A 26726-nucleotide genomic window follows, 5' to 3' on the forward strand; every position below is an offset into this window, starting at 1 on the left:
GAACAGCGATACCCGTCGGACCGATGCGCCTAGTCCTGCCCCCGGTTCGGCGACCCCTCCGAGTATGTCGGGGCAGGCGCGGGGGACCCATGGTCCTGGAGGCGGTTGCCGCAGGCGGCGCCGCTCCCAGGGGTGGAGCCGATAGGTCCGCGCGGCCGGCACCGGGCTCCCCGGCCCGAATCCCGGCAGCTCACCTCGTAGGCGCACGGGAAGGACACGCCTTGCCCCGTCGTGGTATGGCCTGGCTGCCGGAGGACTGGGAACAGTTCGTCCGCAGCCGCCAGCGGCCGCCGGCGCCCCATACCTCCTCAGGCTCCGGCGCGGTCCGCCGCCGTACCACCCCCCCGCCCCGGCGGGCCGCCACCATCGCCGCGTTCACGACCGGGACGCTCGCCGCGTCGACGGCCGCCTTCGCCGCGACCGTGCCCGGCGGGACCGACGGTGCGGCCTCCCTGGACGCGGGCGCGACGCCGATCCACGAGGCCGCGATGGTCGGCGGGCACGGGGCCGTCGGCGACCTGACCAGGGCGCGCACCCTCGCGCCGCTGGCCACCGCGATCGCCGACCACGACCCGGTCTTCACCAACGTCTCCATCACCGCGGACAAGTCGGCCGTCGCGCCGAACACCCCCGTCGTGCTGACGGTGCGCGCCACCGAGGCCGACAGCGGCGCCCCCCTGTCGGGTCAGGACGTTCGCATCGTGGTCGTGAACGGGCCGCAGTGGCAGACTTCGACGCGCCTGCACACCGACGCCAACGGGACCGCCCAGATCACCGCCCGGCTGCTGTCCACCACGACCATCACCGCCGTCTTCGACGGATCGAACGCGCTGCGGCCCTCTCTCGCCGGCGCCGCCACCGTGACGATCACCAGCCCGTTGCGCGGCGCGGCCGGCCTCGGTGGATCCGGCTCCGGGTCGGTCATCGACCAGGCCATCCCCACGGTCATCCCGGGCAGCTCGATCGGCGAGAAGGCCGTCTACCTGGCCTCGCTGAACAAGGGCAAGCCGTACGTGTGGGGCGCCGAGGGGCCCTACTCCTTCGACTGCTCGGGCCTGGTCCAGTACGTGTTCAAGCAGCTCGGCCGGTCCCTGCCGCGCACCGCGCAGGGGCAGTACAACGTCTCGACCAAGGTGCCGCAGTCCGGCAAGCAGCCCGGCGATCTGATCTTCTACGGCACCCCGGGCAACATCTACCATGTCGGCATCTACGCCGGGAACGGCTACATGTGGGCCGCGCCGCAGACCGGCGGCGTCGTCTCGCTGCGTCCCATCTACAGCTCCACCTACAAGGTCGGCCGCATCCACTGACGGCGCCGGGCGGCGCCGCCGGGTCCGACGGTCCGGTGGCGACGGCCATCCGCTAGCGTCAGCCCTGTCCGGACTGCCGATCGGGCGCCCGCGCGCGACCGGGCGGCCCCGGGCGGCGCCGTGCCCGCGGCGGGACCCGCGGGCGCACCGGGCGCGGTGGGCGGCCGCTCACCGCACCTCGCGGCACCTGCCGCCGAGCCGGTCGAAGCGCCGGTGGAGGAGGGACGTCGCATGACCGCGCCCACCCCGCAGCCCACGGCGTCCGAGCCGGCGCCGCCGGACCGGGTGTGGACGATCCCCAACGCGCTGTCGGCGCTGCGGCTGCTCGGAGTGCCGGTGTTTCTCTGGCTGGTGCTCGGGCCGGAGGCGGACGGCGCGGCGCTGGGGATCCTCGCGTTCGCCGGGGTCAGCGACTACCTCGACGGCAAGCTCGCCCGCGCGCTCAACCAGACCAGCCGCCTCGGGGTGCTGCTCGACCCGCTCGCCGACCGCCTCTACATCCTCTCCACGATCATCGCGCTGACCGTGCGCGACATCGTGCCGATCTGGCTCGCCGTCCTGCTGCTGGCCCGGGACGTGGCGCTGCTCGCCCTGCCACCGCTGCTGCGCCGCATCGGCGTGGGTGTCGCCCTGCCCGTGCACTACCTCGGTAAGGCGGCGACGTTCAACCTGCTCTACGCCTTCCCGTTGTTGCTGCTCTCCGCCGGGGACTCGTGGCTGGCGACCGCGGCCCGCCCGCTCGGCTGGGCGTTCGCGATCTGGGGTACTGCCCTGTACTGGTGGTCCGGCCTGCTCTACTTCGTGCAGGCCGGCCAGCTCGCCCGGCGCTACCGGGCCCACACCCGGACCGGCGGCCAGCCCCCGACCGGCGCCCACGACCCGACCGGCGCCCACCCCGGGGCCGGCGAGAGCGGGAGGTAAGCGGTGAGAGCCGTCGTCATGGCGGGTGGCGAGGGCACCCGGCTGCGTCCCCTGACCGCCAACCTGCCCAAGCCGCTGCTGCCCGTCGTCAACCGGCCGATCATGGAGCATGTGCTGCGGCTGCTCAAGCGGCACGGCTTCGATGAGACGGTCGTGACGGTCCAGTTCCTGGCCTCGATGATCCGCACCTACTTCGGCGCCGGCGACGAGCTCGGCATGCACCTGTCGTACGCGACGGAGACGACCCCGCTGGGCACCGCCGGCAGCGTGAAGAACGCCGAGGACGCCCTGCGTGACGAGGCGTTCCTCGTCATCAGCGGGGACGCGCTGACCGACATCGACCTCACCGACCTCGTCGCCTTCCACCGTCGCCAGGGCGCCCTGGTCACCGTGGCGCTCAAGTCGGTGCCCGACCCGCTGGAGTTCGGCATCGTCATCACCGGCGAGGACGGGCGCATCCAGCGTTTCCTGGAGAAGCCGACCTGGGGGCAGGTCTTCTCCGACACGGTCAACACCGGGATCTACGTGATGGAACCCGAGGTCCTCGCGCACGTGCCGCCCGGCGAGGCGGTCGACTGGTCCGGCGACGTCTTCCCCCGCCTCGTCGAGGCCGGCGCGCCGGTGTTCGGCTACGTCGCGGCCGGCTACTGGGAGGACGTCGGCACCATCGCGAGCTTTCTGCGCGCCCAGGCCGACGTGCTCAACCGGCAGGTCGACGTGGAGATCGACGGGTTCGAGGTCTCGCCCGGCGTGTGGGTCGGCGAGGACGCCGAGGTCCATCCCGACGCCATCCTCAAGGGCCCGCTCGTCGTCGGCGACTACAGCAAGGTGGAGGCCGGCGCCGAGCTGCGGGAGTTCACCGTGCTCGGCAGCAACGTCCTGGTCAAGAGCGGTGCCTTCCTGCACCGGGCGATCGTCCAGGACAACGCGCTGATCGGCCCGCAGACCAACCTGCGCGGCTGCGTCATCGGCAAGAGCACCGACGTGCTGCGGGCGGCCCGGATCGAGGAGGGCGCCGTCATCGGCGACGAGTGCGTCGTGCGGGAGGAGGCGTTCGTCTCCCACGACGTGAAGATCTACCCGTTCAAGACGATCGAGGCCGGCGCGGTCGTCAACACCTCGGTCATCTGGGAGTCCCGCGGCCAGCGCTCCCTGTTCGGCCCGCGCGGCGTGTCCGGGCTGATCAACGCCGAGATCACCCCCGAGCTCGTCGTCCGCATCGCCGGCGCCTACGCCACCACCCTGAAGAAGGGTGCCACCGTCACCACGGCGCGCGACGGTTCCCGGGCCGCCCGCGCCCTCAAGCGGGCCGTCATCAGCGCGCTGACCGCCGGGGCCATCAACATCCGCGACCTCGAGGTGTCGCCGATGCCGGTCACCCGGTTCGACGTCCGTTCCTCCAACGCGGCCGGCGGGATCATGGTGCGCACCGCCCCCGGCGACCCGGAACGCATCGACATCCTCTTCCTCGACGCCGACGGCGACGACCTGTCCCCGGCCGCCCAGCGCAAGCTCGACCGGGTCTTCTCCCGGCAGGACTTCCGCCGCGCCTTCCCCGGCGAGATCGGCGACCTGCGCTTCCCCGCCCGCACCCTGGACCTCTACATCCAGGACCTGCTCGACCGGGTCGACACCGCCGGCCTCGCCGAGGCGGACCTGAAGATCGTCGTTGATCCCTCCGGCGGCTCCGCCTCGCTCGTGCTGCCCACCCTGCTCGGCCGGCTCGGCGTCGACGTGCTGACCGTCAACGGGCGGGTCGACGAGATCATCCCGGCCCACAGCGCCGCCGACGACCTGCGGGCGACCGACCGGCTCGGCGCCCTGGTCGCCAGCTCCGGCGCGGCCTTCGGGGTGCGCTTCGACCACGTCGGCGAGCGCATCGCCATCGTCGACGAGCGCGGCGACCTCATCGACGACGACCGGGCGCTGCTGGTCTTCCTCGACCTCGTGGCCGCCGAGAACCGGGGCGCCGAGGTCGCCCTGCCGGTCACCACCACCCGGGTGGCCGACCAGGTGACCCACTTCCACGGGCTGACCGTGCGCCGGACCTCCCTGTCGGCGGCGGCGCTGACCCGCGTCGCCCGCGAGGAGGGCGTCGTCTTTGCCGCCGACGGCCGGGGCGGCTTCGTCGTCGGCGAGTTCGCCCCCGCCATTGACGGGCTCGCGGCGTTCGTGAAGCTGCTGACCCTCGTCGCGCGGACCCGGCTGACGCTGTCCGCCATCGACGCCCGGATCCCGTCCATCGCCATCCTGCGCCGCTCCGTGCCCACCCCGTGGGCGGCGAAGGGCACGGTCATGCGCCGCATCGTGGAGTCCGTCGATCCGGACGCCGACCAGACCCTCGACACCACCGACGGGGTGCGCATCGTCTCCCCCGACGGCTCCTGGGTGCTGGTGCTGCCCGATCCCAGCGAGGCCGTCACGCACCTGTGGGCCGAGGGGGCCGACCTGAACGAGGCCCACCAGCTCCTGCGCCACTGGGCCGAAGTGGTCGAGGCACCGTAGAACCGCCCCGCGGCTCCACACCGGCCGCCTCCCGCGGCTCCCACACCGGCCGCCTCCCGCGGGTCGTCCCGTGCCCGCCATCCCCGCGACTCCCACGCGGCCGCCTCCCGCGGCCGTCCCACGCGGGCCGTCCGCGTCTGCGTGCCGGCGGCGCCTCATCCCACCCGTCCGCCATGCACGGTGCGCTGCTGTACCCTTGCCCAGGGTAATTCGACGCAATGGTGCCGAGGGCTGTGCGCGGTTTTCGGCTGGAAAATCGTACACAGCCCTCGGCACGTCTGCGTAATCGATCCGTTACTGGAGGCTGACTCGGCGAGTCGACGGGTTTCTCGGCCGGCCACGGCGCGCGCGGTGGCACCGCGGTCGGCGGCGGTGAGCTCCCGGTCGGTCAGAATGCCGAATGTGCGGGATCGGACCGGATGGCCATGGCGAGGGGCGAATTGCCCCGCCGGCCGACCCGGGACGTCCGCAGCCCGAGGCCTGCCCGGAGCACTGGAGCCCCTGCCCGCCGAGCTCGCCGCACTCCTCGATCGCCCACTCCCGCGATCCACCGACGTGCCGGCTCGCGACGTGCCGGCTCGCGACGTGCCGGCTCGCGACGTGTCGGCTCGCGACGTGTCGGCTCGCGTGCGCCGGGTGGCGGGGTGCTGGGGGTGGCGGCGAGCCCTGGCCCTGGCCCTGGTGTTGGCCGTGCTCGGTGGTGTGATCGCGCTCGGGGCGCGGCGTGCCGCAGTGACCGCCGACGCCCGAGACCGGCTCGCGGTGATCCTGCGCGCGCAGGTCGGCGAGCGCTCCACGGCCCTGACGGGCACCGAGGACCGGGTCGGGCGGCTGCGGTCGCAGCTCGCGGTGACCCGCGAACAGCGCCGCCGCGCCCAGCGCGACCAGGCTCGCGCCGTCGCGGACGTCGCGGCGCTCGGTCCCATGACGGGTTCGGCCGCGGTGACGGGCCCCGGCGTGCGGATCATCGTCAACGACCGGCTGGCCGGCGGCTCCGGCGCCGCGGATCCCCGGGTGTCGGCGTCCGGTNCCCCCCGCCCGCACCAGACCGGGCCGACGGCCGCCTCGGGCGCACCCGCCCCGGGGCGCATCCAGGATCACGACCTCGCCGACCTGGTGAACGTGCTGTGGATCTCCGGGGCCGAGGCGATCGCGATCAACGGGGTGCGGCTGACGGCGCTCAGTGCGATCCGGGCGGCGGGGGACATCGTGCTGATCAATTTCGTTCCCGTGCTTGCGCCGTACTCGGTCGAGGCTGTCGGTGATCCGCTTCGGCTGGTGCGGCGGGTGGAACAGTCGGCGGTGGTCGACCGGCTGCGCCACCGTCCCGGTTCCCCCGTGACCTCACTGACGGCGTCCATCGCCGCGTCCCTGACCCTGCCCGCGGCGCCGTCACCGGTGCTGCGTCATGCCCGACGGAGCGGATCATGATTCCCCTGCTGGCCCTCGTGCTGGGTGTGGTGGCCGGACTGCTGCTGGGACCGAGCGCTCCGGACTGGTTGGACCCCTACCTGCCGGTCGCGGTCGTGGCGGCGGTCGACGCTGCCCTCGGCGCCGCGCGGTCGCTCGTCGAGCGGACGTTCGACGACCGTGAGTTCATCGTCTCGTTCGCCTCCAACGTGGTGATCGCCGTCCTGCTCGTGCTGCTCGGCGACCTGATCGGCCTCGGCGGTGCGCTGTCGACGGCGGTCGTCGTCGTGCTGGGCATCCGGATCTTCACGACCGCGACGGTCCTGCGCCGCGCGCTGATCAGGCTCTGACGATGACGGCGAGCGCGGCGCGGCCCTCCCGGCCCGAGCCCGCCGGCGAATCCCCGGCCGAGCCGGTTGCCGGCGCTGGCACGGACCCGGCGCCGTCGACGGCTGGCGAGCCGGACGTCCCACAACCCGCCGTCCCGGAGCCCCTCGTCCCCCCGGAGCCCGCCGTCCCGGAGCCCGCCGTCCCGGAGGCCGCCGTAGCGGAGCCCGCTGTCCCGGAGGCCGCCGTAGCGGAGCCCGCTGTTCCGGAGCCCGCTCATCCGCAATCCGCTGAGGACGGGGGGGATGGCGTCCAGCAGGTCGAGGGTGACGGGGAGCCAGCCGTCGGCGGTGCGGTCGCCCGAGCCGCGCAGGCCGTTGCGGGTGAGCCAGGCACCGGCGACGTGGCCGGGGCGACGACTCCCGCGCAGCCCGGGGCGGGATCGGGGCCGCCGAGGATGCGGCTGAGCCGGGCGGTGACCCTCGTCCTGCTGGCCGCGCTCGGATTCGGCGGGGTCGTCGCGGCGCGTTCGGCGGACCCGTCGTTCTCCCTGGCCACGGCCCGCCCGGACGAGCTCGCTGCCAGCCTCGGCGCGATCGGTGCCGAGAACCGGGCGCTCGCGTCGCAGGAGGGGCGCCTGCGCCGAGAGGCGGCCGGGACAGCCGGGGCGGGATCGCCGGGGGCGTCGCCGGCACCGGGCGGGGCGTCGGGGCCGGCCGGCGGGCGGGGCGCCGAGTCGGGCGGCGGGGCGGACGCCGAGCGCGCCCGGGCCGACGAGCTGGCGATCCTCGCCGGGACGGTGCCGGTCGACGGGCCCGGGCTGGAGCTGACCATCCGGGACCCGCACCGGGCGGTCGACGCCTCGGTGCTCGTCGACGCGCTGCAGGAACTGCGCGACGCGGGCGCGGAGGCCATCGAGATCGCCGGCGTGCGGGCGGTCGTGTCGACCTACGTCGCCGACGAGCCGGGGCACGGGCTGATCGTGGACGGGAGGTCGGTCGCTGCGCCCTACGTCCTTCGGGTGGTCGGTGATGCCCACACCCTCGACCAGGCGCTGCGGATCCCGGGTGGGGTGCTCGATACGGTAGCGGCGCGGGACGGGGCGCAGGCCAGCGTCCGGACCCTCGGGCATCTCGAGATCCGTGCGCTGCGACCCGCTCCCAGCCCCCGCTACGCTCGCCCGGCCGGATAGCTCCGCCGCCGCGCGGGTTGCCTGGCGACGGGGTTGGAACGACGGCTCCCGCCGGCGCTGGTCGGAGCGATGCGGATCAAGGGGAGGCGATCTCCGGTGTACCCGGACGACCTGAAGTACACCCGTGAGCACGAGTGGATCCGGCTCACCGGGAGCACGGCCCGGGTGGGCATCACGTCCTACGCGCAGGAGGCGCTGGGCGACATCGTGTTCGTGACGCTGCCCGAGGTCGGCACCACCACCGCGGCGGGGGAGCCCTTCGGCGAGGTCGAGTCGACCAAGAGCGTCTCGGAGATCTACGCCCCGGCCGCCGGTGAGATCACCGCCTGTAATGAGGCGTTGGTGAGCGCACCCGAGCTGATCAACTCTGATCCGTACGGGGATGGCTGGCTGGTCGAGTTCACGTTCACGGACACGGACTCCATCGANGGCCTACTGGACGCCGGCGAGTACGCAGAGCACGTGAAGGAGTACTGACGGTACTGGCTGTGTCCCGATGGCGGGCGGTGGGTGACGCCACGCCGAACAACACGGGTCGCACCCTTTTCACGAGCGTGCCCCCGATGCACTAGCCTCGGGGTGCACCGGGGCACGGTCGTGGACGGCCCAGCCGTCGGCATGTGATCATCCCGGTGGTGGGGGTGGGCTGAGGACGTCTGGCTACCACCATCGCAAGTGCTGGTAGAGACGTTCCCGCCGCCTGTCCGGCGGCGGCCGAGGCGGCTGGCGAACCTCGCTCGCGCGGGGTCCCGGCAGGAAGCGGACGCGACTGTGTTCTGCACGAGGTGCGGACAGCAGAACCCGTCCGACGCGCTGTATTGCGCGCGGTGCGGGTCCCCTCTGGTACGTCCGGGTGAGCCCGTGGCGCCGGAGCGGCCCGCCGAACAGACATCGACGTTGAATCTGGCCGCCGCGCTCTCCGGAATCGAGGGCGATCACGTCGACGAGTCGACGGAGCGCGACGCCGTCGCCGCCGTCGACGCGCTGCCGCCGGGTTCGGCGCTGCTGGTCGTCAAGCGCGGGCCGAACGCCGGCAGCCGGTTCCTGCTGGACGCCGACATGACCACCGTCGGGCGCCATCCCGAAAGCGACATCTTCCTCGACGACGTCACCGTCTCGCGCCGGCACGCGGAGTTCCACCGCTCGCCTTACACCAAGGGCTTCTCGGTGCGTGACGTCGGCAGCCTCAACGGCACGTACCTCAACCGGGAGCGCATCGACTCCGCCGAGCTGACCAGCGGCGACGAGGTGCAGATCGGGAAGTTCCGACTGGTGTTCCTGACCGGGGCGAGCTACGGGGGGTCAGCGGCGCGGTGAGCGGGAGGGACCCACGGTGAGCGGCTTCGCTGCGGCGTCGCCGGCCCCGCGCCCGAACGGGCCCGGTCGGGACCGGGCCGGTTCGGGCGCGAAGGTGCTCAACATCGGCCAGGTCCTGGAGCGGCTGCGGGCCGACTTCGCCGACATCACGCTGTCGAAGATCCGCTATCTGGAGGCGGAGGGACTCGTCGAGCCGGCTCGCACGAGCGCGAACTACCGCAAGTACTCGGCCGACGACGTGGCCCGGCTCCGTTACGTCCTGCACGCGCAGCGGGAGCGGTTCCTCCCGCTTCGCGTGATCAAGGAGGAGCTGGCCTCCCTCGACCGCGAGGAGACGCCGGTACACCGACCCGGTCCCCGCGCGGTGCCCCCGCATCCGGCTCCTACCGGCCTGGACGCCATCCTGGGGGTGGAAAGGGTCAGGATGTCCCGCCGGGAGCTCCTGGCGGCCGTGGGGCTCGACGAGGAGGAACTGGCGGACCTGGAGCGGCACGGCCTGGTCGCCCCGATCGCGGGCGGCGGGTACTACGACTCCGACGCCCTGCTCGTCGCGCGCACGGTCGCGCTGCTCGCCGGGCACGGCGTCCAGGCCAGGCATCTGCGGGCCGCCCGAACGGTCGCCGATCGTGAGGCTGGTCTCATCGAGGCCGCCACCGCCCCGTTGCGGGGCCAGCGCGGCTCGGACAACGCCGGGCGGCAGGCGGAGACCGCCGATGAGCTGGCGGCCTTGCTGGTCCGGCTGCATGCGGCCCTGCTGCGGTCCCGGCTGGCGGCCGGTCGGTCGAGCTGACCGGGTGGTCGAGGCCGAGGCGGAAGTGCCCTGCCGGGCAGCGGAACCGGTGGGCGCGCTGACGCCGGGCGGATGCGGGGATACTGTCTCCCCTGTGGGGTTTTCTGGCTCCGGTCACAACATCCCGCCCTGCCCCACCTGCGCGAGGAGGTAGATCGGTGCATCGGCTGGACATCGTCGGCGTGCGAGTCGAGCTTCCGTCGAAGCAGCCGATCGTCCTGCTCAAGGAGGTGGGCGGTGAGCGGTATCTGCCCATCTGGATCGGCGCCGTCGAGGCGACCGCGATCGCCTTCGCCCAGGAGGGCATCACGACGGCTCGACCCATGACCCATGACCTGATGCGGGACGTGCTGCGGGCGCTGCAGACGGACCTGACCCGGGTGACGATCACGGACCTGCAGGACGGCGTCTTCTTCGCCACCCTCGTGTTCGGCAACGGGGTGGAGGTCTCCGCCCGTCCGTCCGATGCGATCGCACTGGCGATGCGGATGGGGGCGCCGGTCTACGGCGTCGAGGCCGTCCTGGCGGAGGCCGGGATCACGGTCCCCGAGGAGCAGGAGCAGGAACAGGAGAGCGAGCTGGAGAAGTTCCGGGAGTTCCTGGACACGATCTCTCCCGAGGACTTCAACACTCCCGGCTCCTGAGCCTGCCTCCGCCCCGCGGCGACCAGCCGTCGCGGGGCGGCGTCGGCGCGCGACCGGTCGTCCTCGGCGGTGCCCGCTCGGCCGCACGCCCTTTACCTGCTCTTTCGGCGAGTTCACGGCGGCCCGCGTGGCCCGAACCGGGTGCCCCGTCGTGGGGATGGGGGCGCGCGCCGCACCCCGTTCGCGGGCCCATCGCACCCCGTTCGCGGGCCCACACGCCCAGGAGCGGGTGTGGTCCGGCCCGGCCCGGCCGGCGGGCCCCTTTCCCTGGCCTGGCGGGCTTCGGCGGCTCTCTTCTCAGGGCGGACGGGCCCGCCGTGGGACGAGTCCCGCCATGACCGCTCCGATGCGATTCCTTTTTGTCCGATCTGGCCGGCCATGTCCGCTGGACTACAGACACGCCGGCTTAGATCATTGAAGGAACCGCGCGTCACTCCTACGGTCGGAGGAACCCGATCCCGGAGCTCGTGGCCGCCCGTGCCCGTGGCGGACGCGTCAGCGGACGAACGTGCTCCGGCTCTGACCCTTGCCGGGGAGGTGGTGGCGGCGGGCCGTGCCCGGACCTGTGGACCCGCGTCGCGGGTGGTCAGGGCGCGTAGGCTGCGCGCGTCTCGTGCCGGTCGGACAGCACCGACCGGTGGACCTGCCGGTGTCGGCGTGACCCTGCCGGCCGGCAGCCACGGGCCGGCGGTCGCGGGCCGGCGGTGTGCGGGCGAAGGCCGGTGGCGTCCGGTGGCGTCCGGTCGGGACGATCCGGACGTGGCCGTGGAAGTGACTCGACCGGGCTGGGTGTCCGGGATGGCGGGACCGGGTGACCGGCCGCCGGGACCGACCCGGATCGATCCGGAGGATGGGGCTGGCATGGCGGCGAAGTGCGTACGACGATGATCGAACAGGGCCAGCTCTTTCCGGACGAGATCCCCGAAGCTCCTGGGGACGACGTCGGATACCGCGGGCCGACAGCATGTGCCGCGGCGGGCATCACCTACCGCCAGCTCGATTACTGGGCGNGGACCGGCCTGGTCGTCCCCAGCGTCCGCGGCGCGTCCGGTTCGGGCAGCCAGCGGCTGTACTCCTTCCGGGACGTCCTCGTCCTACGGGTCGTCCGCAAGCTGCTGGAAGCGGGCGTCTCGCTGCAGAACATCCGGGTCGCCGTGGAGCACCTGCGCACTCGGGGAGTGGACGACCTGGCCCAGCTCACCCTGATCAGCGACGGCTCGACCGTCTATGAGTGCACCTCGGACGACCAGGTGATCGATCTGGTCCGCGGCGGCCAGGGGGTGTTCGCGATCGCGGTCGGCCGGGCCCTGCGCGACATGCGCGGCCAGCTCGCCGAGCTGCCCTGCGAGCGCCCCGGCCAGCCGCCCGCCACCCACCCGGGCGACGAGCTCGCCAGCCGCCGCACCCGGCGCAGCAGCGCCTGAGCCGCGCAGGTCTGCCTGAGCCGCGCAGGTCTGCCTGAGCCGCGCAGGTCCGCAGAGCGCCCCGGAACGCCGCGACTCGGTTCTCCGCAGGATTCCGGGCCCGGATCACTGCCCGAATTCGTGTTTTCCTGGATGAATGGCTTCCGGGATTTCCGGGCCGCCGATTCTGTCGGTATTTCGGCGGGTTCTTAGCGGATTGCCATCGAGGGCCGGCCGGGGCGCCGCTTCTTGGCCGGAGTCTGGCAGGGGCCGAGCCCGGGTGCTCAGGGTCGACGTCGGGCGCGAGCCCGCGGCCTGAGGTTCAGGCGCGAGGTTCAGGTGCGACCCTCGGACTCCTGGGCGTTGCCCAGGGTGGCCTCGTAGGCGAGCCACTCGGCCCGCAGCACCGGCCAGCCGTCGGCGCGCAGCAGGTCCACCACGGCGGGGTCGTCGTCGACCACGACGGCGACCTGCCGTCGCGCGCCGAGCTGGCGCAGCTCGGCGCGCTTGAACACCCGGGCCGGGCGGCGGTCGTCGTCGGGGCGCATCCGCAGCTCCCCCAGGGGCAGGCCCTGCTCGCCCAACCAGCGCCAGGTCGCCGCCCGCGACCGTTCGGGCCGGCCGGTCAGCCACACCACCTCGTGGTCGCGGGCGAGCCGGTGGACCAGCTCCACCCCCTCGGCCAACGGCGGGTCCGCCGGCGCTGCGGCGAAGAACGCCTCCCAGTCGCCCGGTCTGGCCCGCAGGAACCGCAGCCGGTGACGGACGTCGGCCACCACCCCGTCCACGTCGATGACAGCGAGCGGCCGCTGTTCCGGCACCATCGGCCCCCCCCGACCCCCGGCGCTCATCGCGGCGGGATCGGCCGGGCTGCCGGGCGGCGAGCCGCCCACCGTGCCGCCGGTCCGGTCGGCCGTGCCGGCGATACCCGCCGCTTCAGCCGCGTCCGTCACCTGGATCCCCTTCCCGCGTGGCCATCGACGCTGCGCGCCCCCACCGGCCGGCTCATCGACGACGCGCCGGGAACGCTGCCCTCGCCCGGCCATTGAACACGCGCTCGGTGCCGCATATCGGTCCCGGTCGTGCACTGCCTGCCGGATCGCCTCGAACATCGCACCTTTCACCCCGTCGTGGGCGTCATCCCCTCATGGGCCCCACNCGTCATGGGCCCCGGCGGCCCTGTCATGGTCATGGATCGCCGAAACCGGTTCGACGCCTCGACGCGGTGTCGGGTGGCCCACATGCCGCGGCGCGTGGACCGCCGGCCGGCCGGATCCGCGCAGGCTGTCGGGGGTGGTCCCGGCGTCGTCCGTGCGGTGGCGGCGGGTGTGATCCGGGTCCGAACGGCCACGTCGGCGCCGGGCCGTCGTTAGCGTGGCCAAGGTCAGCATCCGATGTCACTCGGTGACGGCGTCGCCCGTGCGGCCCTCCGGTGGGTACACCGGTTCGGTCGGTCGGCGGGTTCTGGGATGTTTGCTCCCTCGGACGTGTCATGGTCGTCGGGGGAATTTCGTCGCCGGGTGCCCGACGCGGCGGCGGTCGCCCGGTGCGGTGCCGAGGTGCCGGTGTGGTGCCGAGGTGCCGGTGTGGTGCCGAGGTCTTCGGTGTGGTGCCGAGGTCCCGGTGTGGTGCGGAGATGGTGTGGGGAGGTCGACGATGTCGGGTACCCGGCGGGCGCGCACGCTCGTGGCCGGTATTCAGTCCTCGCTGGGAGCGGCGCTGGCCCTCGCCGACCGGCTGGAGGAGCAGGCGGCCGAGCTCGAACGTGGCGGAGCGTCGACCGCGTCCACGGCGGCGCCGAGCGCCCCGGGCCGGCCGGGCGCGGCGCCCGGGTCGCACGGCGTCGACGCCGAGCTGGCGCAGGCCCGGATGATCGCTCGTAGCGGGGCCCGTGGCTTCGCTGGTGCCTCCTGGGCCGCCCCCGACTGGCGGCACGGCCCGTTCGGTGCCGTCCCCGCCGCGGGGGGTGGCGTGCGCAGCCGCTTCCGCCCGGGCCTGTGGCAGGTCGGGCAGGTCGTCATCCCGCCGGATGAGCCAGGCACGCCGCACAGCACGGTGCCGCTGGCGGTGCCGCTGCTCGATGGCCGCAACCTGCGGATCGAGACCACCCCGGCGCGGCGTGCCGCCGCGGTCGATCTCGTCCGCGGGCTGCTCACCCGGATCCTGGCCGCGGTGCCCGCCGGCCGGGTCCACCTCGTCGTCTACGACCCGCACGAGCTCGGCGCCGGCCTCGCGGGCTTCGCGCCGCTGCGGGCCGCCGGCGTCGCGTCGGCCACCATCACCACCCGGGCCCGGCTGGAGGAGCGCCTCGCCGAGCTGTCCGCCGAGGTGGGCCGGATCACCGTCGAGCGGCTCGCCGGCCGGTTCGACTCGCTACGGGAACGCGAGGACGCCGGCCACGGCCGGCCGGAACCGTGGCTGCTGCTGGTGCTGCTCGGCGATCCGCGCCTGTACGAGGAGGGTGCCCGGTCGCTGGCGGCCGTCGCCGCGCAGGGGCCCGCCTGCGGCGTCCATGTCCTCTCCATCGTCCAGCTCGTCCCGCAGCCCCACCAGGGCGGCCTGGACGGGGGAGACGAGCTCGACGACGTGACCCCGCCCGACCCCGACTCCGACGATCTCCGTCTGGACGAGGCGGCCGACTCGGTCGCCGAGGCGCTGCCGAACTCGGTGGTGTTCACCGCCGTCGAGCTGCTCGCCGATCGCCCGGACTGGCGCGGCGCGCAGCCCGGCCTTTGGCGCACCTCGCTGACCGGCCTGCTGGCCGTCCAGCTCGACCCGCCGCCGCCGCCGGATCTCGTCACCGCCGTCACGAAACAGGTCGCCGACGCGGCCGCCCGCGAGGCGTCCCGCCCCCCCGGCATCGCCGAGCTGCTGCCCGGCGCCCTGTGGGAGTCCGACAGCGCCGCCGGGATCACCGTGCCCGTCGCTCAGGGCCCCGACGGGCCGGTGCGGCTCACCTTCGACGACGACACCGTCCACGCCCTCGTCGGCGGTCAGGCCGGCGCCGGCAAGTCGACCCTGCTACTCGACATGGTCTACGGCATCGCCGCCCGCTACGCCCCCGACCAGGTCCGCTTCCACCTGCTGGACTTCAAGGAGGGCCTGGAGTTCGCCCAGTTCGCCGCCGGGGTCGCCGACCCGTTCTTCCTGCCGCACGCCGACACCGTCGGCATCGAGAGCGACCGTGAGTTCGGCGTCGCCGTCCTGCGCGCGGTCCGCGAGGACATGCGCCGCCGCTCGGTGGCGATGCGGGCCGTCGGCGCGCGGGACCTGCGCGGTCTGCGGGCCGCCGACCGCAGCTCCGCCTGGCCGCGGGTCATCGTCGTCGTGGACGAGTTCCAGGTGATGCTCACCCCGATGGACGCCATCGCCCGCGAGGGCGTCGCCCACCTGGAGGTCCTGGCCCGCCAGGGCCGCGCCTACGGCGTTCACCTGCTGCTGGCCAGCCAGACGCTGTCCGGCATCGACGCCCTCGACTCCACCGCCGGCAAGCGCGGGTCGATCTTCGGCCAGTTCGCGCTGAGGGTGGCGCTGCGCACCTCGATCTCGGAGTCGCGGGTCCTGCTGTCCACGTCGAACGAGGCCGCGGGCGCGCTGTCCGGCGTCGGCGAGGCGATCGTGAACCGGCGCAACGGCCATCCGGCCGGCAACGAGCTCGTCCGGGTCGCCTTCCCCGACCCGGTCGTGATCGCCCAGTTGCGGGACCGGCTGGCGACCGCCACGGCGCGCAGCCTGCCGTCGGCGCCCCGACCGCGAGTCTTCGTCGGGCACGCCCCGGCGATCCTCGACGACAACCCGGTCTACCGCGCGTTGGACGGGCGTCCGGCGCCGCCGGCGATCGAGTCCGCCGCAGCGCCGATCGGGGACGAACCGCCGGCCCCGATCGGCGCGGACGCACCCGCCGAGTCGGAGCCCCTCGCCGTGGCTCCCGACCGGTCCGCGATGCCTGCCGTCGCGATGCCTGCCGTCGCGATGCCCGGCGGCGACCCGCTCGCGCTGGTCGGGGTGCCCGTCGACCTCGCCCCGGCGGCGGTCGGGATTCGCCTCGCCGCCTCGCCCGGGCGCCATCTCGCCGTGCTCGGCCCGCTGCGCCGGGAGGCGGTCGGCATGGTGCAGGCGGCGGCGGCCAGCGTCGCCGCCCAGCTACCGGCCGGCGGCCTCGTGGCGGAGATCGTCGCCGCGGAGCCGACCGCGCTCGGCGCGGCGGAGATCCTCGCCCAGCGGATGCGGCGCTCCGGTCACCCCGTCCGGGTCGCCGACGTCACCGGGCTGCGCGCGGTGCTCGCCGCCGCCGCGGACGAGACCCGGGCGCGGGAGGAGGCGGCGCTCGCCGGCGCCGGCGGCCCGGAACCGCCCCTGCGGCTGGTGGTGGTGTTCGCGATGGACGCCGGGCGGGCCGCCCTGGAGGTGCGTGATCCGGCGTCGCGCCGGACCGGCCTCGACGATCTGCGCACGGTCACCCGCCGCGGCCCGGCGACCCGTGTCCACCTGGTCGGCTGGTGGCGCGGGGTGTCCCGGATGGCGGAGGACCTCGGGCCGGTGAACAGGGACGACATCGCGGCGTGGGCGGCCGCGGGCGTGCCCGGCAGCGACCTGTTCGCCCTGGCCGGCCATCGCCCGGTGGCCGGCGGGACGATGCCGAACCGGGCGGTGCTGTTCGACCGGCACATCCAGTCCGAGCCGCGCACGGTGGTGCCGTTCGCGCCGATGGTGCGGGGGTAGGGCGGTGGCGATCGGGCAGGAAGATCCAGACGGCGCCGGATGGGTGGGTACCCGCCGCGAGGCGGGGCCCGCCCGGCCGGCCGGCCCCGGGGGAGGACGGAGCGGGATGATGGCGGGAGCTGAGTCGTTGGACACCCCCGAGGCCTGGTCTATCGCCGGGTCGTGGCAGCGGGGCGCGACGGCGACGCCGGACGCGGCTGCGATCACGGCCGTCCCCGCTCCGGGTGGGCCGCCCGCCGGGGATCGCGTCGTCGTGCCGGGCGAACCAGGCGGTGGCGCGGCCGCCGCCTACGCCGGTGCGCTGGGACGTCAGCCGGGCGGTCCGGCGGGCGGTCCGGCGGGCGCCGATCCCGATCCCGGCCCCGACGATCCGCTGAAGGCGGCGATGCAGTACCGGAGGCTGCTCGGCGCCTCCGACGCCGCCCGCGCCCGCGCGGATCGGGACGCCTACCAGCGGCGCCAGGGTGGCCGCGCGCAGGCGCGGCGGCACCGTGAGGCCGCCGCCGACATCCGGGCCCGGGTCGAGAGCGTGTGGGCGCAGGTCGCCGAGCCGCTGGCCCAGTACGGGCTCACCGAGCTCGATCAGCTCAGGCCGGCCGCCGCCGAGCCCGCCGCCGCGGTCGCGCTCACGAAGAAGTCCGCCCCGCGCCGCGGCGCCGACGCGCCGGCCCAGCGGCGGCCCGGTCGGCCGCTGGCGAGTTCCGGGCGGGACCTGCGCGGTGGGTCGGACGCCGGCCATGCTGCCGGCCGCCAGGGCGGGTCGGGGCGTGCGGGCCGGTCGGGACGCGGGGAGCTCGGCGTCGTCGGGCAGCCGACGGCGGCTGCCCCGGTCGATCCGCGCACCGCCCCCCGCCAGGCCTACGACCTCTGCCTGGAGGCGATGAGCAAGGCCGCGGAGCTGCGGGCGGTCTCCAAGGCGGCCGGTTCGGCCTCCGCCGGGCTGATGACCGCGCTCGCCTGCCTGCTCAGCCTCGTGGTCGTGGGGGTGTTGCGGGCGTTCACCGAGGCGCCCGGGCTGCCCTGCATCATCGGTGCGGCGGTGCTCGCGGCGGCGTTGGTGGCCGTGGCGGCCGGCTCCGATGGTGGGGTGATGGCCGTGTTCCGGGCAGGCATGCTGGGAGCGGGCGCCGCCGCGGTGGCGGTGCTCGCCACGTTCCGGCTCGCACCGATGGCGCCGGTCGACGTGGCCGCCGCGCTGCTCGCGCTCGCGGCCGCGGCCCGGTTCGGCCTCGGGCTCGGCTCGGGCACCGAGCAGGCGCCGCCGTCCGGCTCGCGGGCCGGCGGTTCCAGGAAGGGATGAGGACGGGTGTCAGGCACGATCGCCGACGTCAAGGCGCAGCTCGACGAGGCGTTCCGGCGCACCGAGGAGGTGGCCGGCCAGCTCGAGGGCGCGCTGAGCATGATCGAAGAGGCGCAGGCGATGGTGATCGCGGCGACCGACGGCAGCGAGCATCGTGCCGTCGAGCAGCTCACGAGCGCGCTCGTCGAGACGCGTGACACATTGCAGATGTCGCTTGCCTCCCTGGGCTCGGCCGTGCAGGAGGTCCGGGACTACCGGGACGGCCTGTAGCCCACCTGCCGTGATCGTCGGCACACCCGATGTCGCGGGGGGCGGCCGAATCCCCACAATAGGGGGGAGTGCGGGTCACGGACGGATATCGCGCCGGTGGCAACAGTGACCAGATGAAGGTCTGGGTAACAACGCTTCAGGCGCCCTGCAACGCGGTGCATCCGAAAGCGGGGCTCACTACAGTCCGGATTGTCCCCGTGCGCCCGGGCGCCCGAGCGATCAGCGGCACCGGACGCCGAGTACCGCCCGTGACCAGGAGGCTGCATCCGCCGTGTCGGACTTCATCCCCCTCGACCTGCCTCTCGTACTCCTGTCCAACCGCGGTCCTGTCAGCTTCGACCGGGATGCCTCCGGTCGCACCGTGAACCGGGGCGCGGGGGGCCTCGTGTCGGCCCTGTCCGGACTCGCCGAACACCTCGACGACGCCGTCTGGGTCTGTGGCGCCGCCGGCGAGGAGGACGCCGCCGTCGCGGCGGAGAGCGCGGGCAGCTCCATCCTCGTCCAGACCGCTCCCCAGCCCCACGTGGTGGACGGCGAGCCGGACGGCCCGGCGATCCGGGTCCGCCTCGTCGTCACCGACCCGACCGCCTACGCCGACTTCTACAGCGTGTGGTCCAACCCGATCCTCTGGTTCATCCAGCACGGCCTCTACGGCCGGTCGCTCGCGCCGGTGCTGACCCGGGCCGAGCACGACGCCTTCGAGAACGGCTACGCGGCGGTCAACCGCGCCTACGCCGACGCGGTCGTCGACGAGGTGCGTGCCCGCGGGGGCAAGGCCCTCGTCCTGCTGCAGGACTACCACTTCTACCTGGTCGCCGACTGGGTGCGCGAGCAGTGCCCCGACGTCGTGCTCACCCACTTCGTGCACATCCCCTGGCCGGGCCCGGACGAGTGGCGCATTCTGCCCGGCGACATCCGCGAGCGGCTGCTGCGCGGGCTGCTCGGCAGCGATGTCGTCGGCTTCCACACCCGCCGCTACGCCCGCAACTTCGTCCTGTGCGCCCAGGAACTCCTCGGCCTGCCCGTCGACCTGGAGCAGCTCACCGTCACGGTCGGGGACCGGGTGGTCCGCGCCCGCTACTACCCGATCTCGGTCGACGCGGCCGCGCTCGACGCCACCCAGGCGTCGGAGGAGGTCGCGGCGCACATCGCGATGCTGCGCTACATCTTCCTCGACGACGATCGTCAGCTCATCCTGCNTGTCGACCGCACCGACCCGAGCAAGAACGTCGTGCGGGGCTTCCTCGCCTTCGGCACGCTGCTCGACCAGCATCCCGAGCTGGTCGGCAAGGTCAGCTTCCTCGCCCTGCTGCAGCCCAGCCGCACCGACGTCCCGGAGTACGCCGACTACATCGCGCTCATCGGCGCCGTCGTCGCCGAGATCAACGCCCGGCACACCAAGGAGGGCCGCCAGCCGATCGACCTGCGGATGGTGGAGGACTTCCCGCTGGCCGTGGCGGCCTACTCGATCTGCGATGTGCTGATCGTCAACGCGATCGCCGACGGGATGAACCTCGTCGCGAAGGAGGTGGCGGTCGTCAACCGTCGCGGCGGTGTGCTGGCCCTGTCCGAGATGGCCGGCGCCCATGAGGAGCTCGGCGAGTTCGCGGTGACCCTCCAGCCGTTCGACGTCCAGCAGATGGCCGACGCCCTGTACACGGCGCTGACGATGCCGATGGAGGAGCGCCACCGCCGGCTCGCCGCCGCCGCCGAACAGGTCCGCACCCATGACGTCCGGCGCTGGCTCGACGACCAGCTCGTCGATCTGCGCCGGATCGCCGGATTCATCTGAGCCCGGAGGAACCCGGATGGAGCCCGGACGGAGCCCGGACGGAGCCGACCGGACCCCGGACGGCGGGCCGAAGGGCCCGGTGCGGTCCGGGTACCACCCTGCCGACCTGCCTGCGCGGACGGGTCGGAAGAAGGGGCGAACGCACATCGGCCCCGGGCATCCGCCATCGGTGTTCGCAGGTAGTCTCGCAGCGGGAACGAGGCGCATCCCGCTGCCGGCAGGCGGTGGGATGAGAGGGACAGGAGTGGACGTGGCGAGTGAGACCGGTCACCACAAGGCCAACACGGGTTCGTGGCTGGCGGTGCTACTGCTGATCGCGGGCTTCGTGATCGGGAGTTTCGCGCTCATCTTCGCCTCGGTGCCGCTGTGGATCGTCACCGCCGTGCTGCTGGTCGGCGGCGGCATCGTCGCCCTGGCCTCCCGGATCATGGAGCAGGCGTACTGAGCCTGGCGAGTCGGGCGGCGCCCCGCGCTCAGCTCGAGGCGGCCGGGGGGTCGGCTGCCGCACGCAGCGCGCGGGGAGTGACGTAGGAGACGAGCCGGGTCGAATCCTGGCCGAGCTCGGCCCACCGCGACACGGCAAGGTCCTCGACCGCGAGCGCGGCGGTCGGGAAGGTGGGGATCCGGAAGCGTTCGTCGGGGGCGAGCAGGGCCACGGCGAGCGTGTGGATGCCGGGGTTGTGTGCCACGAGCAGGACGCTCGGCACCCCGTCGTCGACCTCGTGCAGCCGTTCCAGCAGGGCCTGCGCCTCCGCCAGGTAGAGGCGGTCCTCGACCAGCACCGGCACGCTCGCCGGCAGCGCCTCGGCGATGCCCTCGACGGTCTGTCTGGTCCGCAGGGCGGCCGAGCACAGGATGAGGTCCGGGGCCAGCCCGTTGTCGGCGAGATGGCGGGCGATGAGCCGGCATCCGCGGCGCCCGGCGTCGGACAGCGGCCGGTCGATGTCCGGGATGGAACCGTCGGCCCAGTCGGACTTGGCGTGACGCAGCAGCAGCAGCCGGCGGGGCGGCCTCACTCGACACCGCCGAGTGATCTGATACCGCGCGTGGAGAACATGACTTCACCCGCATTCCCGTGCATGGCCGTGTCGAGCTGTTCTGGAATGCGGAAATGTACCAGCCGGGGAACTTGACGGCGAACGGCCCGGCCCCGCGTGGGGGTCGGGCCGTTCGCCGTACCGTCTCTGGGGCGGTTGTAGTGCCAGGGGGTCAGCAGTACCAGGGGGGTCTGCAGGTACTGGAGGTCAGCTCGCGACCGAGGCCGACAGCAGCAGGCGGTCGGCGAACACCAGCGCGTCGTCAGCGCTCAGGCGGCCGCGGGGAACGACGGTGGCGCGCTCGTCCGAGGTCAGCCCACCCCACACGCCGTGCTCCTCCTGCCGGAAGATCGCGGTGGCCAGGCAGGGACGCTGCACCGGGCAGTCCGAGCAGATCTTGCGGGCGCGGGTCTCGGCGGCGGCGCGGGCCTTGGTGTTACGGCCGTCCGGCGGGAAGAACGCGTCCGGATCGCCGTCGCGGCAGGCCGCGTCCTGGCGCCAGTAGGCGGGCCAGCCGGCGCCGAACGGCTGCGGCGGCAGGTCACGACCGGGAAGAACAGGTACCCCGGCGCTCATCGGGCATCACCGCAGACGCAGTGGCACGCGGCGAACAGGAAGCTGGGTGCGGCGGAGCTTCTGGCAGATAGCACGCTGAGCTGACTGGGCATACCGTCTCCTGCTGACGTTGCAAAGGCGGACACATGCTTTTGCAGACCGCCAAATCCGGCGTAGCGCGACACCCCAGACAGGCAGGTCAACCTTGTTGCGGCGAGAGGCCCCCTGGGGTTCCGGGAGGAATCCACCGACGGTGCCATTCGCCTGGCATACCGGGGGTGGGCTCCACTCGGAAACGATCCCGTCTCGTCTCGTTAACCGAGGAACGTAGACGCCTCTCGACCGGATAGCAAGGGTTCCGGAACGCGGACGTCCGGAGTGCTTCCGCGGGCCGTCAGGGCGCGCGCCGGGACGCTGTGCGGGTGATCCGCAACGGCGCGAGCCAACCTTGATGATCTTGATGGCAGTGGCGGCCGGGTGCGGGACGAGGCTGCTCGTCAGGGGAGAATTGCTGGTGGGCAGCGGAAACGGGCACCCAGGAGATCGCTGTCCAGTGGCCGACACGGGACACCGAAGCCCTCACGGAGAGGACTACGATCGCCCACCCGGCGCCGCGCGCGGCCGCGTTGCGAGCAGGTGACGAACGGGGGAACCCCGTCCGGGGGGCGTCACCGGGCCGGATTCGGCCGTGAAATGTGCGCAGAACCACATTCGACGCCTTTGCTGATGCAAGCGCCGCAGGTGGGGTTCGGGGTACGCGGAAAGTTCCGGTGGCGTACCGCCGAGTGGGGCGATCGGCGTCGGACCGGTCACGCACCGCCGCGGATCGGCAGGCCCGCGGCGGCCCAGGCGTGGTATCCGCCGATTACGTCGGTGGCCCGCCGCAGGCCGAGCTGGCGCAGCGCGTCGGCGGCGAGGCTGGAGGTGTAGCCCTCGGAGCAGATCACGATGATCTGAAGGTCGTCGCCGGTCGCGATCGGCAACCGGGCGTCGCTGGTCGGGTCAAAGCGCCATTCGAGCACGTTGCGTTCGACGACCACGGCGTCGGGGATCTCCCCCTCCGCGGCCCGTTGGGCGGCGGGCCGGATGTCGACGAGGACGCTGCCCGAGCCCTCGGCCAACGCCTGCGCCGCCTCGGCGGGCTCGAGGCGCCGCAGGCGGGAGCGGGCCGCGGCGAGCATCGCGTCGATCCTGCTCCCGCCGGCGGTCACCGCGCGGCGCCCACGGCCGCGACGTCCCGCCCGGCCGGGGTCGCGAGCGCCGGTGCCGGGACCGCCGCCGCGCGCACGTCGGCGCCGTCCTGCGTCGGCGCGAAGCGCATCGGCAGCTCCGGCGGGGAGTACGCGTGGATGGTCGTGGCGACCTCCTGCCCGCGGTTGGCGACCCGGTGCACGTGCTCCGCGCCGAACCCGACAGACGAGCCGGTCAGGTGCTGGCGGACCCGCGTGATCGTCCAGTTCCGATCGTACCGGTCCTCCTCGACGCGGCCCTCGGCGACCGTCATCGCCCCCAGCGCGCCCCCGTGGTCGTGCACCTCGGTCTGCTGCCCCGGATACCACCCGATCAACCACACCTCGACCGTCGCGGAAAGCAGCAGCCGCGTGTACCAGCGACGGTCGGGACGGTGGTGGATCACCGGGCGCCAGATCTCCGGCACGCCGGCGAAGGCCGCAGTCAGGTCCCGCAGTGTCGCCAGGTCGATGATGCCCGGCTCGTCGCTGAGGCACGCGGCCGGCAGAAAGGGGGCCGGCAGGAAGGGCGCGGCGTGACGGGCCGGGTCGGCGCCGAGCGCCGGGTGCAGAAGAGGCACGGGGAACTCCCAGGGCGGTGGAGGCGAACGAGTGCCACCGCGTCGGCCGGGAGAAGGGCGGCCGGCGGGGGCGGGGATCGGCGCGGGCGACCGTCCACCCCGCAGGGCCGCGGCGAGCCGGGCGGCGGGGCGCGCTCGCAGGAGCGCGTGGGGGCGTTCGGTCGGGCCCGGCGCGGTGCGGGACCGGAAGGCGGCGGACGGGGCTGGACGCGCGCCGATCCGCCGGCGACGACGAGGCGCCTCAGACCCGCCCGGTACACGCCGCGCTGACGGCCCGACCCAGGTCCGTCACGCGGTCGCGGTGCAGGAGAGGACGCAGCACTGCCATGCAGCACACTGTACTTCTGCTTGCGGTCCGCACTCCACGTTGCGCCGCGTCGGGCGGCGCGGAGGCGGCGGACCCGGGCGCCGGCGGCGGAAGGGACCCGGGCCGCCGCCGAGGGTATTCCCCGCAATCGCCCCGGTGGATATCCTGCACGCCAGAGTGATCCCACCTTCGGGCGGCCGCTCTTCGCCGAGGGGCCCGGCTGGGAGCCGCGCGGAGCGAGGAGGAATCACCCGCGATGACTGTTGTGCCCTCCGATGGACGCCCGTGGGCGGTGCCGGCCGCGGGCGATCCCTCGCCTCTCGACGAGCTGCGCACCCGCCTGTCCGCGCAGGTCGACGAGGTGGCCTCGATGCAGTCGCGGATGCAGGGCCTGCTCGACGCGGTGGTCGACGTCGCCCGCGAACTGAGCCTGCCGGTCACGCTGCGCCGCATCGCGCAGGCCGCCAGCCAGCTCGTCGACGCCGAATACGGCGCCCTCGGGGTCATCGGCGAGGCCGGCGAGATCACCGAGCTCATCCACGTCGGTTTCGCCGAGGGCGTGCCCGGGACGATCGGCCGGCTGCCGCTGGGCCGCGGTCTGATCGGCGAGAGCCTGCGCTATCCCCGCCCGCTGCGCGTCGCCGACGTGGCGGGCCATCCGGCCGCCGTCGGTTTCCCCCCGGGTCATCCCCGCTTCGACACCTTCCTCAACGTCCCGATCATGGTGCGCGGAGAGGCGTTCGGCACCCTGTTCCTCGGGGCCAAGCGGGGCGGCGGCGAGTTCAGCCGGGAGGACGAGAGCCTGGCCTGCGCCCTGGCCGCCGCGGTCGGCTTCGCGATCGAGAACGCCCGCCTGTACGAGGCGACGCGGCGCCGCCAGGCCTGGCTGTCCGCCAGCGCGGAGATCACCACGGCGCTGCTGTCGGTGGCCGATCCCGAGGAGGCTCTCGAGCTGGTGGCGCGCCGCGCCCGGCAGGCGACCGCCGCGCGCCTCGCGGCGATCCTCGTCCCCGACGCCGCCGGTCTGGTCGTCGGGGTGGTGGACGGGCCGGGGCAGGAGCACCTGCGCGGCCGGGTCTTCACCGGCAACGAGCGGATGACCGAGGCGATGCGCACCGGGCGGGCCGTGCTCGTCGGCGCCGGCGCGCCCGGCGGCCCGTTGCTCGGCCCGGAGACCCCCGACGCGACGGCCATGGTCGGGATGGTGGTGCCGCTCATGGCGGGCGGCCGAGCGCTGGGCATCCTCGTCCTCGGCACGAGCGGTCCGTTCGAGACCTTCAGCGGCCTCGACCTGGAGATGGCCGCCGCCTTCGCCGGTCAGGCGGCCCTGTCGCTCGAACTCGCCCGCATCCACCGCGACCGGGAGCGCCTCGCGGTGTTCGAGGAACGCGATCGGATCGCCCGCGACCTGCACGACGTCGTGATCCAGCGGCTGTTCGCGACGGGCCTGCAGATGCAGAGCCTCGCCCGCGTCCTGGACGGCCCGGCGGCGGGGCGGCTGCACGTCGCCGCCGACGAGCTCGACCAGACCATCGCCGACATCCGCCAGACCATCTTCTCGCTGACGGTCGCCGACCTCGACGGTGCCGACCTGGGCACCGAGATCCGGTCGATCGTCGCCCAGACCGAGCGCGCGCTCGGCATCAGCCCCACGATCCGGGTGGACGGGCCGATCGACCGCCGGGTGCCCGCGGCGATCCGCCCGCACATGCTCGCCGCGCTGCGGGAGGCGCTGTCCAACATCGCCCGGCATGCCCGGGCCACCCGCATCGACGTGCTGCTGCGGGTGACCAGTGTGGACGTCCTCGTCGAGGTCCGCGACGACGGCTGCGGTCCCGGCGGGGCCTCCCGCAGCAGCGGGCTGGCGAATCTGCGCCGCCGGGCGCTGGATCTGGGCGGCCGAATGGGGTTCGGCCCCGGCGAGAACGGCATCGGCACGACCGTGACCTGGCTGGTCCCGCTCATCACCCCGCCGGGAGCGCTGCACGCGTACTCGCCGGCGGACCACTCGACCGCCCGCTAGCGCCCGGCGGCCAGCCGCGTCAGGTGTTCAGGCGGGTGGCGAAGACGGCGGCCTGGGTTCGGCTCTCCAGGCCGAGCTTGGCCAGCATGCTGGACACGTAGTTCTTCACCGTCTTCTCGGCGAGGAACATCCGGCTGGCGATCTGACGGTTCGTGAGCCCCTCCGCGATCAGCCGCAGGATGCGCCGTTCCTGGTCGGTCAGACCGGCGAGCCGCTCATCCTCGGCCGGCCCCTCCCGCAGACGTACCAGCACCCGCGGCGTGACCGCCGGGTCGAGCAGGGACTTGCCCGCGGCCACCTGGCGAACCGCGTCCACCAGAGCCGTGCCCCGGATCTGTTTGAGGACGTAGCCGGCGGCGCCGGCCATGATCGCGGTGAAGAGCGCCTCCTCGTCGTCGAAGGAGGTGAGGATGAGGCAGGCGATTCCGGGGTCCGCCGAGCGCACCTGGCGGCAGACCTCGATGCCGCTGCCATCCTCCAGCCGCGCGTCGAGCACCGCGACCTGCGGTCGCAGCGCGATGATCTGGCCGAGCGCCTCGTCGGCCCGGCCGGCCTCGCCGACCACCTCCACGTCGGGTTCCTCGGTGAGGAGATCCCGCAGCCCGCGCCGTACTACCTCGTGGTCGTCAAGAAGGAACACCCTGATGATTCCGGTGGTCGACGGTGGGGACGCGGCGTCACCGACACCGGACCCGACCGCCACTTCGTCTGACACCGTTGACTCCGCCCGACCTCGCTGTCGTAGAAGACCGTCGCTGTATGTCACGTGCGGCAAGCAGAATATAACGCTCATGGTCCAACGCCCGGGCTGGCTTGGCGGAACGGACGGGGCGGCGAGCCGCGCCGCGGGCGCCTCGGTGGGGGCCGGGAACGCCGTCTGCGGAGCCATCCCGAACGGGGTGGCCCGTGAGGTCGCCACCGACGTGGAACAGCTAGGTAATCATTTAACTGCTATGTGTAGTTTCCGTATGTGATCATGACCTGGTTGTCGCGGCGGAAATCCGCGCCACGCCTCCGGCGCTTTCTGGGGCGGGGCGGCGGGCCCCGCGCACGCGGTGATCCGTGCCGATGTCTGCGCCGCACCGATCGTT

General features: G+C 73.7%; 21 protein-coding genes and 6 pseudogenes. 21 read left to right on the forward strand and 6 right to left on the reverse strand.

Features of this window, described 5'->3' with window-relative positions; all coding sequences use genetic code 11:
• The first annotated feature begins 221 nt into the window (after positions 1 to 221).
• The 14 genes and pseudogenes from UK82_RS06465 to UK82_RS06515 form a co-directional block, all read left to right on the forward strand.
• On the forward strand, positions 222 to 1310 hold the full coding sequence (locus tag UK82_RS06465; protein ID WP_044883649.1) for an NlpC/P60 family protein: 1089 nt from the start codon (positions 222 to 224) through the stop codon (positions 1308 to 1310).
• Between the two features lie 231 nt (positions 1311 to 1541).
• The gene (locus tag UK82_RS06470; protein WP_044883650.1) at positions 1542 to 2231 is read left to right on the forward strand and encodes a CDP-alcohol phosphatidyltransferase family protein; all 690 of its coding nucleotides are present in this window, start codon (positions 1542 to 1544) and stop codon (positions 2229 to 2231) included.
• An 18-nt stretch (positions 2232 to 2249) separates the two neighbouring features.
• Entirely contained in the window at positions 2250 to 4736 is a 2487-nt protein-coding gene (locus UK82_RS06475) for a mannose-1-phosphate guanyltransferase (RefSeq protein ID WP_044883651.1), read from the forward strand.
• A 555-nt stretch (positions 4737 to 5291) separates the two neighbouring features.
• Positions 5292 to 5765, forward strand: a pseudogene (locus UK82_RS36165) (hypothetical protein); the annotation flags it as partial.
• A 1-nt stretch (position 5766) separates the two neighbouring features.
• Positions 5767 to 6167, forward strand: a pseudogene (locus UK82_RS36170) (DUF881 domain-containing protein); the annotation flags it as partial.
• A complete protein-coding gene (locus UK82_RS06485; RefSeq protein ID WP_044883652.1) occupies positions 6164 to 6496 on the forward strand; it encodes a DUF1290 domain-containing protein in 333 nt (110 codons plus the stop codon). The pseudogene UK82_RS36170 and the gene UK82_RS06485, both read left to right, overlap by 4 nt.
• Before the next feature lie 2 nt (positions 6497 to 6498).
• Positions 6499 to 7665 (forward strand): DUF881 domain-containing protein, encoded by a 1167-nt coding sequence (locus UK82_RS36175; RefSeq protein ID WP_236705571.1) that lies wholly within the window; start codon positions 6499 to 6501, stop codon positions 7663 to 7665.
• A gap of 96 nt (positions 7666 to 7761) precedes the next feature.
• On the forward strand, positions 7762 to 8093 hold a 332-nt coding region (gene gcvH / locus UK82_RS06495; RefSeq protein WP_236705572.1), incomplete at its 3' end, for a glycine cleavage system protein GcvH.
• Position 8094: 1 nt separating this feature from the next.
• Positions 8095 to 8142, forward strand: a pseudogene (locus tag UK82_RS41355) (hypothetical protein); the annotation flags it as partial.
• Positions 8143 to 8436: 294 nt separating this feature from the next.
• A complete protein-coding gene (locus UK82_RS06500; RefSeq protein ID WP_009739506.1) occupies positions 8437 to 8982 on the forward strand; it encodes an FHA domain-containing protein in 546 nt (181 codons plus the stop codon).
• 16 nt (positions 8983 to 8998) lie between these two features.
• Positions 8999 to 9772: a MerR family transcriptional regulator gene (locus tag UK82_RS06505; RefSeq protein ID WP_044883654.1), complete on the forward strand. Its 774-nt coding sequence runs from the start codon at positions 8999 to 9001 to the stop codon at positions 9770 to 9772.
• A gap of 158 nt (positions 9773 to 9930) precedes the next feature.
• A complete protein-coding gene (locus UK82_RS06510) occupies positions 9931 to 10416 on the forward strand; it encodes a bifunctional nuclease family protein (RefSeq protein ID WP_009739504.1) in 486 nt (161 codons plus the stop codon).
• An 872-nt stretch (positions 10417 to 11288) separates the two neighbouring features.
• Positions 11289 to 11426: pseudogene (locus UK82_RS36180) on the forward strand (MerR family transcriptional regulator); the annotation flags it as partial.
• Between the two features lies 1 nt (position 11427).
• Positions 11428 to 11840 (forward strand): annotated as a pseudogene (locus UK82_RS06515) (MerR family transcriptional regulator); the annotation flags it as partial.
• A 314-nt stretch (positions 11841 to 12154) separates the two neighbouring features.
• Here the strand turns inward: UK82_RS06515 and UK82_RS06520 are convergent.
• Positions 12155 to 12670 (reverse strand): hypothetical protein, encoded by a 516-nt coding sequence (locus tag UK82_RS06520; protein ID WP_082121672.1) that lies wholly within the window; start codon positions 12668 to 12670, stop codon positions 12155 to 12157.
• 805 nt (positions 12671 to 13475) lie between these two features.
• On the opposite strand from UK82_RS06520, the gene UK82_RS06525 reads away from it, so the two are divergent.
• From UK82_RS06525 to UK82_RS06545, 6 genes and pseudogenes are all read left to right on the forward strand, one after another.
• A complete protein-coding gene (locus tag UK82_RS06525) occupies positions 13476 to 16541 on the forward strand; it encodes an FtsK/SpoIIIE domain-containing protein (RefSeq protein ID WP_044883655.1) in 3066 nt (1021 codons plus the stop codon).
• Positions 16542 to 16647: 106 nt separating this feature from the next.
• Positions 16648 to 17841, forward strand: coding sequence for a hypothetical protein (locus tag UK82_RS06530; protein ID WP_236705573.1), 1194 nt, complete (start codon positions 16648 to 16650; stop codon positions 17839 to 17841).
• A 6-nt stretch (positions 17842 to 17847) separates the two neighbouring features.
• A complete protein-coding gene (locus UK82_RS06535; protein WP_009739496.1) occupies positions 17848 to 18111 on the forward strand; it encodes a hypothetical protein in 264 nt (87 codons plus the stop codon).
• A gap of 271 nt (positions 18112 to 18382) precedes the next feature.
• Positions 18383 to 19310 (forward strand): trehalose-6-phosphate synthase (locus tag UK82_RS36185; protein ID WP_236705574.1); only part of this gene is annotated, 928 nt, incomplete at its 3' end.
• A gap of 1 nt (position 19311) precedes the next feature.
• Positions 19312 to 19903, forward strand: a pseudogene (locus tag UK82_RS36190) (trehalose-6-phosphate synthase); the annotation flags it as partial.
• Positions 19904 to 20153: 250 nt separating this feature from the next.
• The gene (locus UK82_RS06545; RefSeq protein WP_370657157.1) at positions 20154 to 20348 is read left to right on the forward strand and encodes a hypothetical protein; all 195 of its coding nucleotides are present in this window, start codon (positions 20154 to 20156) and stop codon (positions 20346 to 20348) included.
• 28 nt (positions 20349 to 20376) lie between these two features.
• Here UK82_RS06545 and UK82_RS06550 read toward each other — a convergent pair whose 3' ends face one another.
• The 4 genes from UK82_RS06550 to UK82_RS06565 form a co-directional block, all read right to left on the reverse strand.
• Positions 20377 to 20919, reverse strand: a complete 543-nt coding sequence (locus tag UK82_RS06550; RefSeq protein WP_044883658.1) for a histidine phosphatase family protein — start codon at positions 20917 to 20919, stop codon at positions 20377 to 20379.
• A 228-nt stretch (positions 20920 to 21147) separates the two neighbouring features.
• Positions 21148 to 21516 (reverse strand): WhiB family transcriptional regulator, encoded by a 369-nt coding sequence (locus UK82_RS06555; protein ID WP_011603451.1) that lies wholly within the window; start codon positions 21514 to 21516, stop codon positions 21148 to 21150.
• Between the two features lie 788 nt (positions 21517 to 22304).
• The gene (locus UK82_RS06560; RefSeq protein ID WP_044883703.1) at positions 22305 to 22676 is read right to left on the reverse strand and encodes a rhodanese-like domain-containing protein; all 372 of its coding nucleotides are present in this window, start codon (positions 22674 to 22676) and stop codon (positions 22305 to 22307) included.
• Positions 22677 to 22702: 26 nt separating this feature from the next.
• The gene (locus UK82_RS06565; protein WP_044883659.1) at positions 22703 to 23305 is read right to left on the reverse strand and encodes a cysteine dioxygenase family protein; all 603 of its coding nucleotides are present in this window, start codon (positions 23303 to 23305) and stop codon (positions 22703 to 22705) included.
• Between the two features lie 563 nt (positions 23306 to 23868).
• Here UK82_RS06565 and UK82_RS06570 point away from each other — a divergent pair.
• Positions 23869 to 25635 (forward strand): GAF domain-containing sensor histidine kinase, encoded by a 1767-nt coding sequence (locus tag UK82_RS06570; RefSeq protein WP_044883660.1) that lies wholly within the window; start codon positions 23869 to 23871, stop codon positions 25633 to 25635.
• Positions 25636 to 25654: 19 nt separating this feature from the next.
• Here UK82_RS06570 and UK82_RS06575 read toward each other — a convergent pair whose 3' ends face one another.
• Positions 25655 to 26350 (reverse strand): response regulator transcription factor, encoded by a 696-nt coding sequence (locus tag UK82_RS06575; protein WP_082121665.1) that lies wholly within the window; start codon positions 26348 to 26350, stop codon positions 25655 to 25657.
• Positions 26351 to 26726 lie beyond the last annotated feature (376 nt).

The sequence above is a fragment of the Frankia sp. ACN1ag genome (assembly GCF_001414035.1).
GTDB classification, from domain to species: Bacteria; Actinomycetota; Actinomycetes; order Frankiales; family Frankiaceae; genus Frankia; species Frankia torreyi.

Bases quoted from the DNA above. Each gene is read 5' to 3' on its own strand.
- UK82_RS06560 (WP_044883703.1), bottom strand. From the start codon at position 22,676: ATGCTCGCCGCGGCCCGCTCCCGCCTGCGGCGCCTCGAGCCCGCCGAG.
- UK82_RS36175 (WP_236705571.1), top strand. From the start codon at position 6,499: ATGACGGCGAGCGCGGCGCGGCCCTCCCGGCCCGAGCCCGCCGGCGAA.
- UK82_RS06555 (WP_011603451.1), bottom strand. From the start codon at position 21,516: ATGAGCGCCGGGGTACCTGTTCTTCCCGGTCGTGACCTGCCGCCGCAG.
- UK82_RS06475 (WP_044883651.1), top strand. From the start codon at position 2,250: ATGGCGGGTGGCGAGGGCACCCGGCTGCGTCCCCTGACCGCCAACCTG.
- UK82_RS06470 (WP_044883650.1), top strand. From the start codon at position 1,542: ATGACCGCGCCCACCCCGCAGCCCACGGCGTCCGAGCCGGCGCCGCCG.
- UK82_RS06530 (WP_236705573.1), top strand. From the start codon at position 16,648: ATGATGGCGGGAGCTGAGTCGTTGGACACCCCCGAGGCCTGGTCTATC.
- UK82_RS06520 (WP_082121672.1), bottom strand. From the start codon at position 12,670: ATGAGCGCCGGGGGTCGGGGGGGGCCGATGGTGCCGGAACAGCGGCCG.
- UK82_RS06570 (WP_044883660.1), top strand. From the start codon at position 23,869: ATGACTGTTGTGCCCTCCGATGGACGCCCGTGGGCGGTGCCGGCCGCG.
- UK82_RS06485 (WP_044883652.1), top strand. From the start codon at position 6,164: ATGATTCCCCTGCTGGCCCTCGTGCTGGGTGTGGTGGCCGGACTGCTG.
- UK82_RS06525 (WP_044883655.1), top strand. From the start codon at position 13,476: ATGTCGGGTACCCGGCGGGCGCGCACGCTCGTGGCCGGTATTCAGTCC.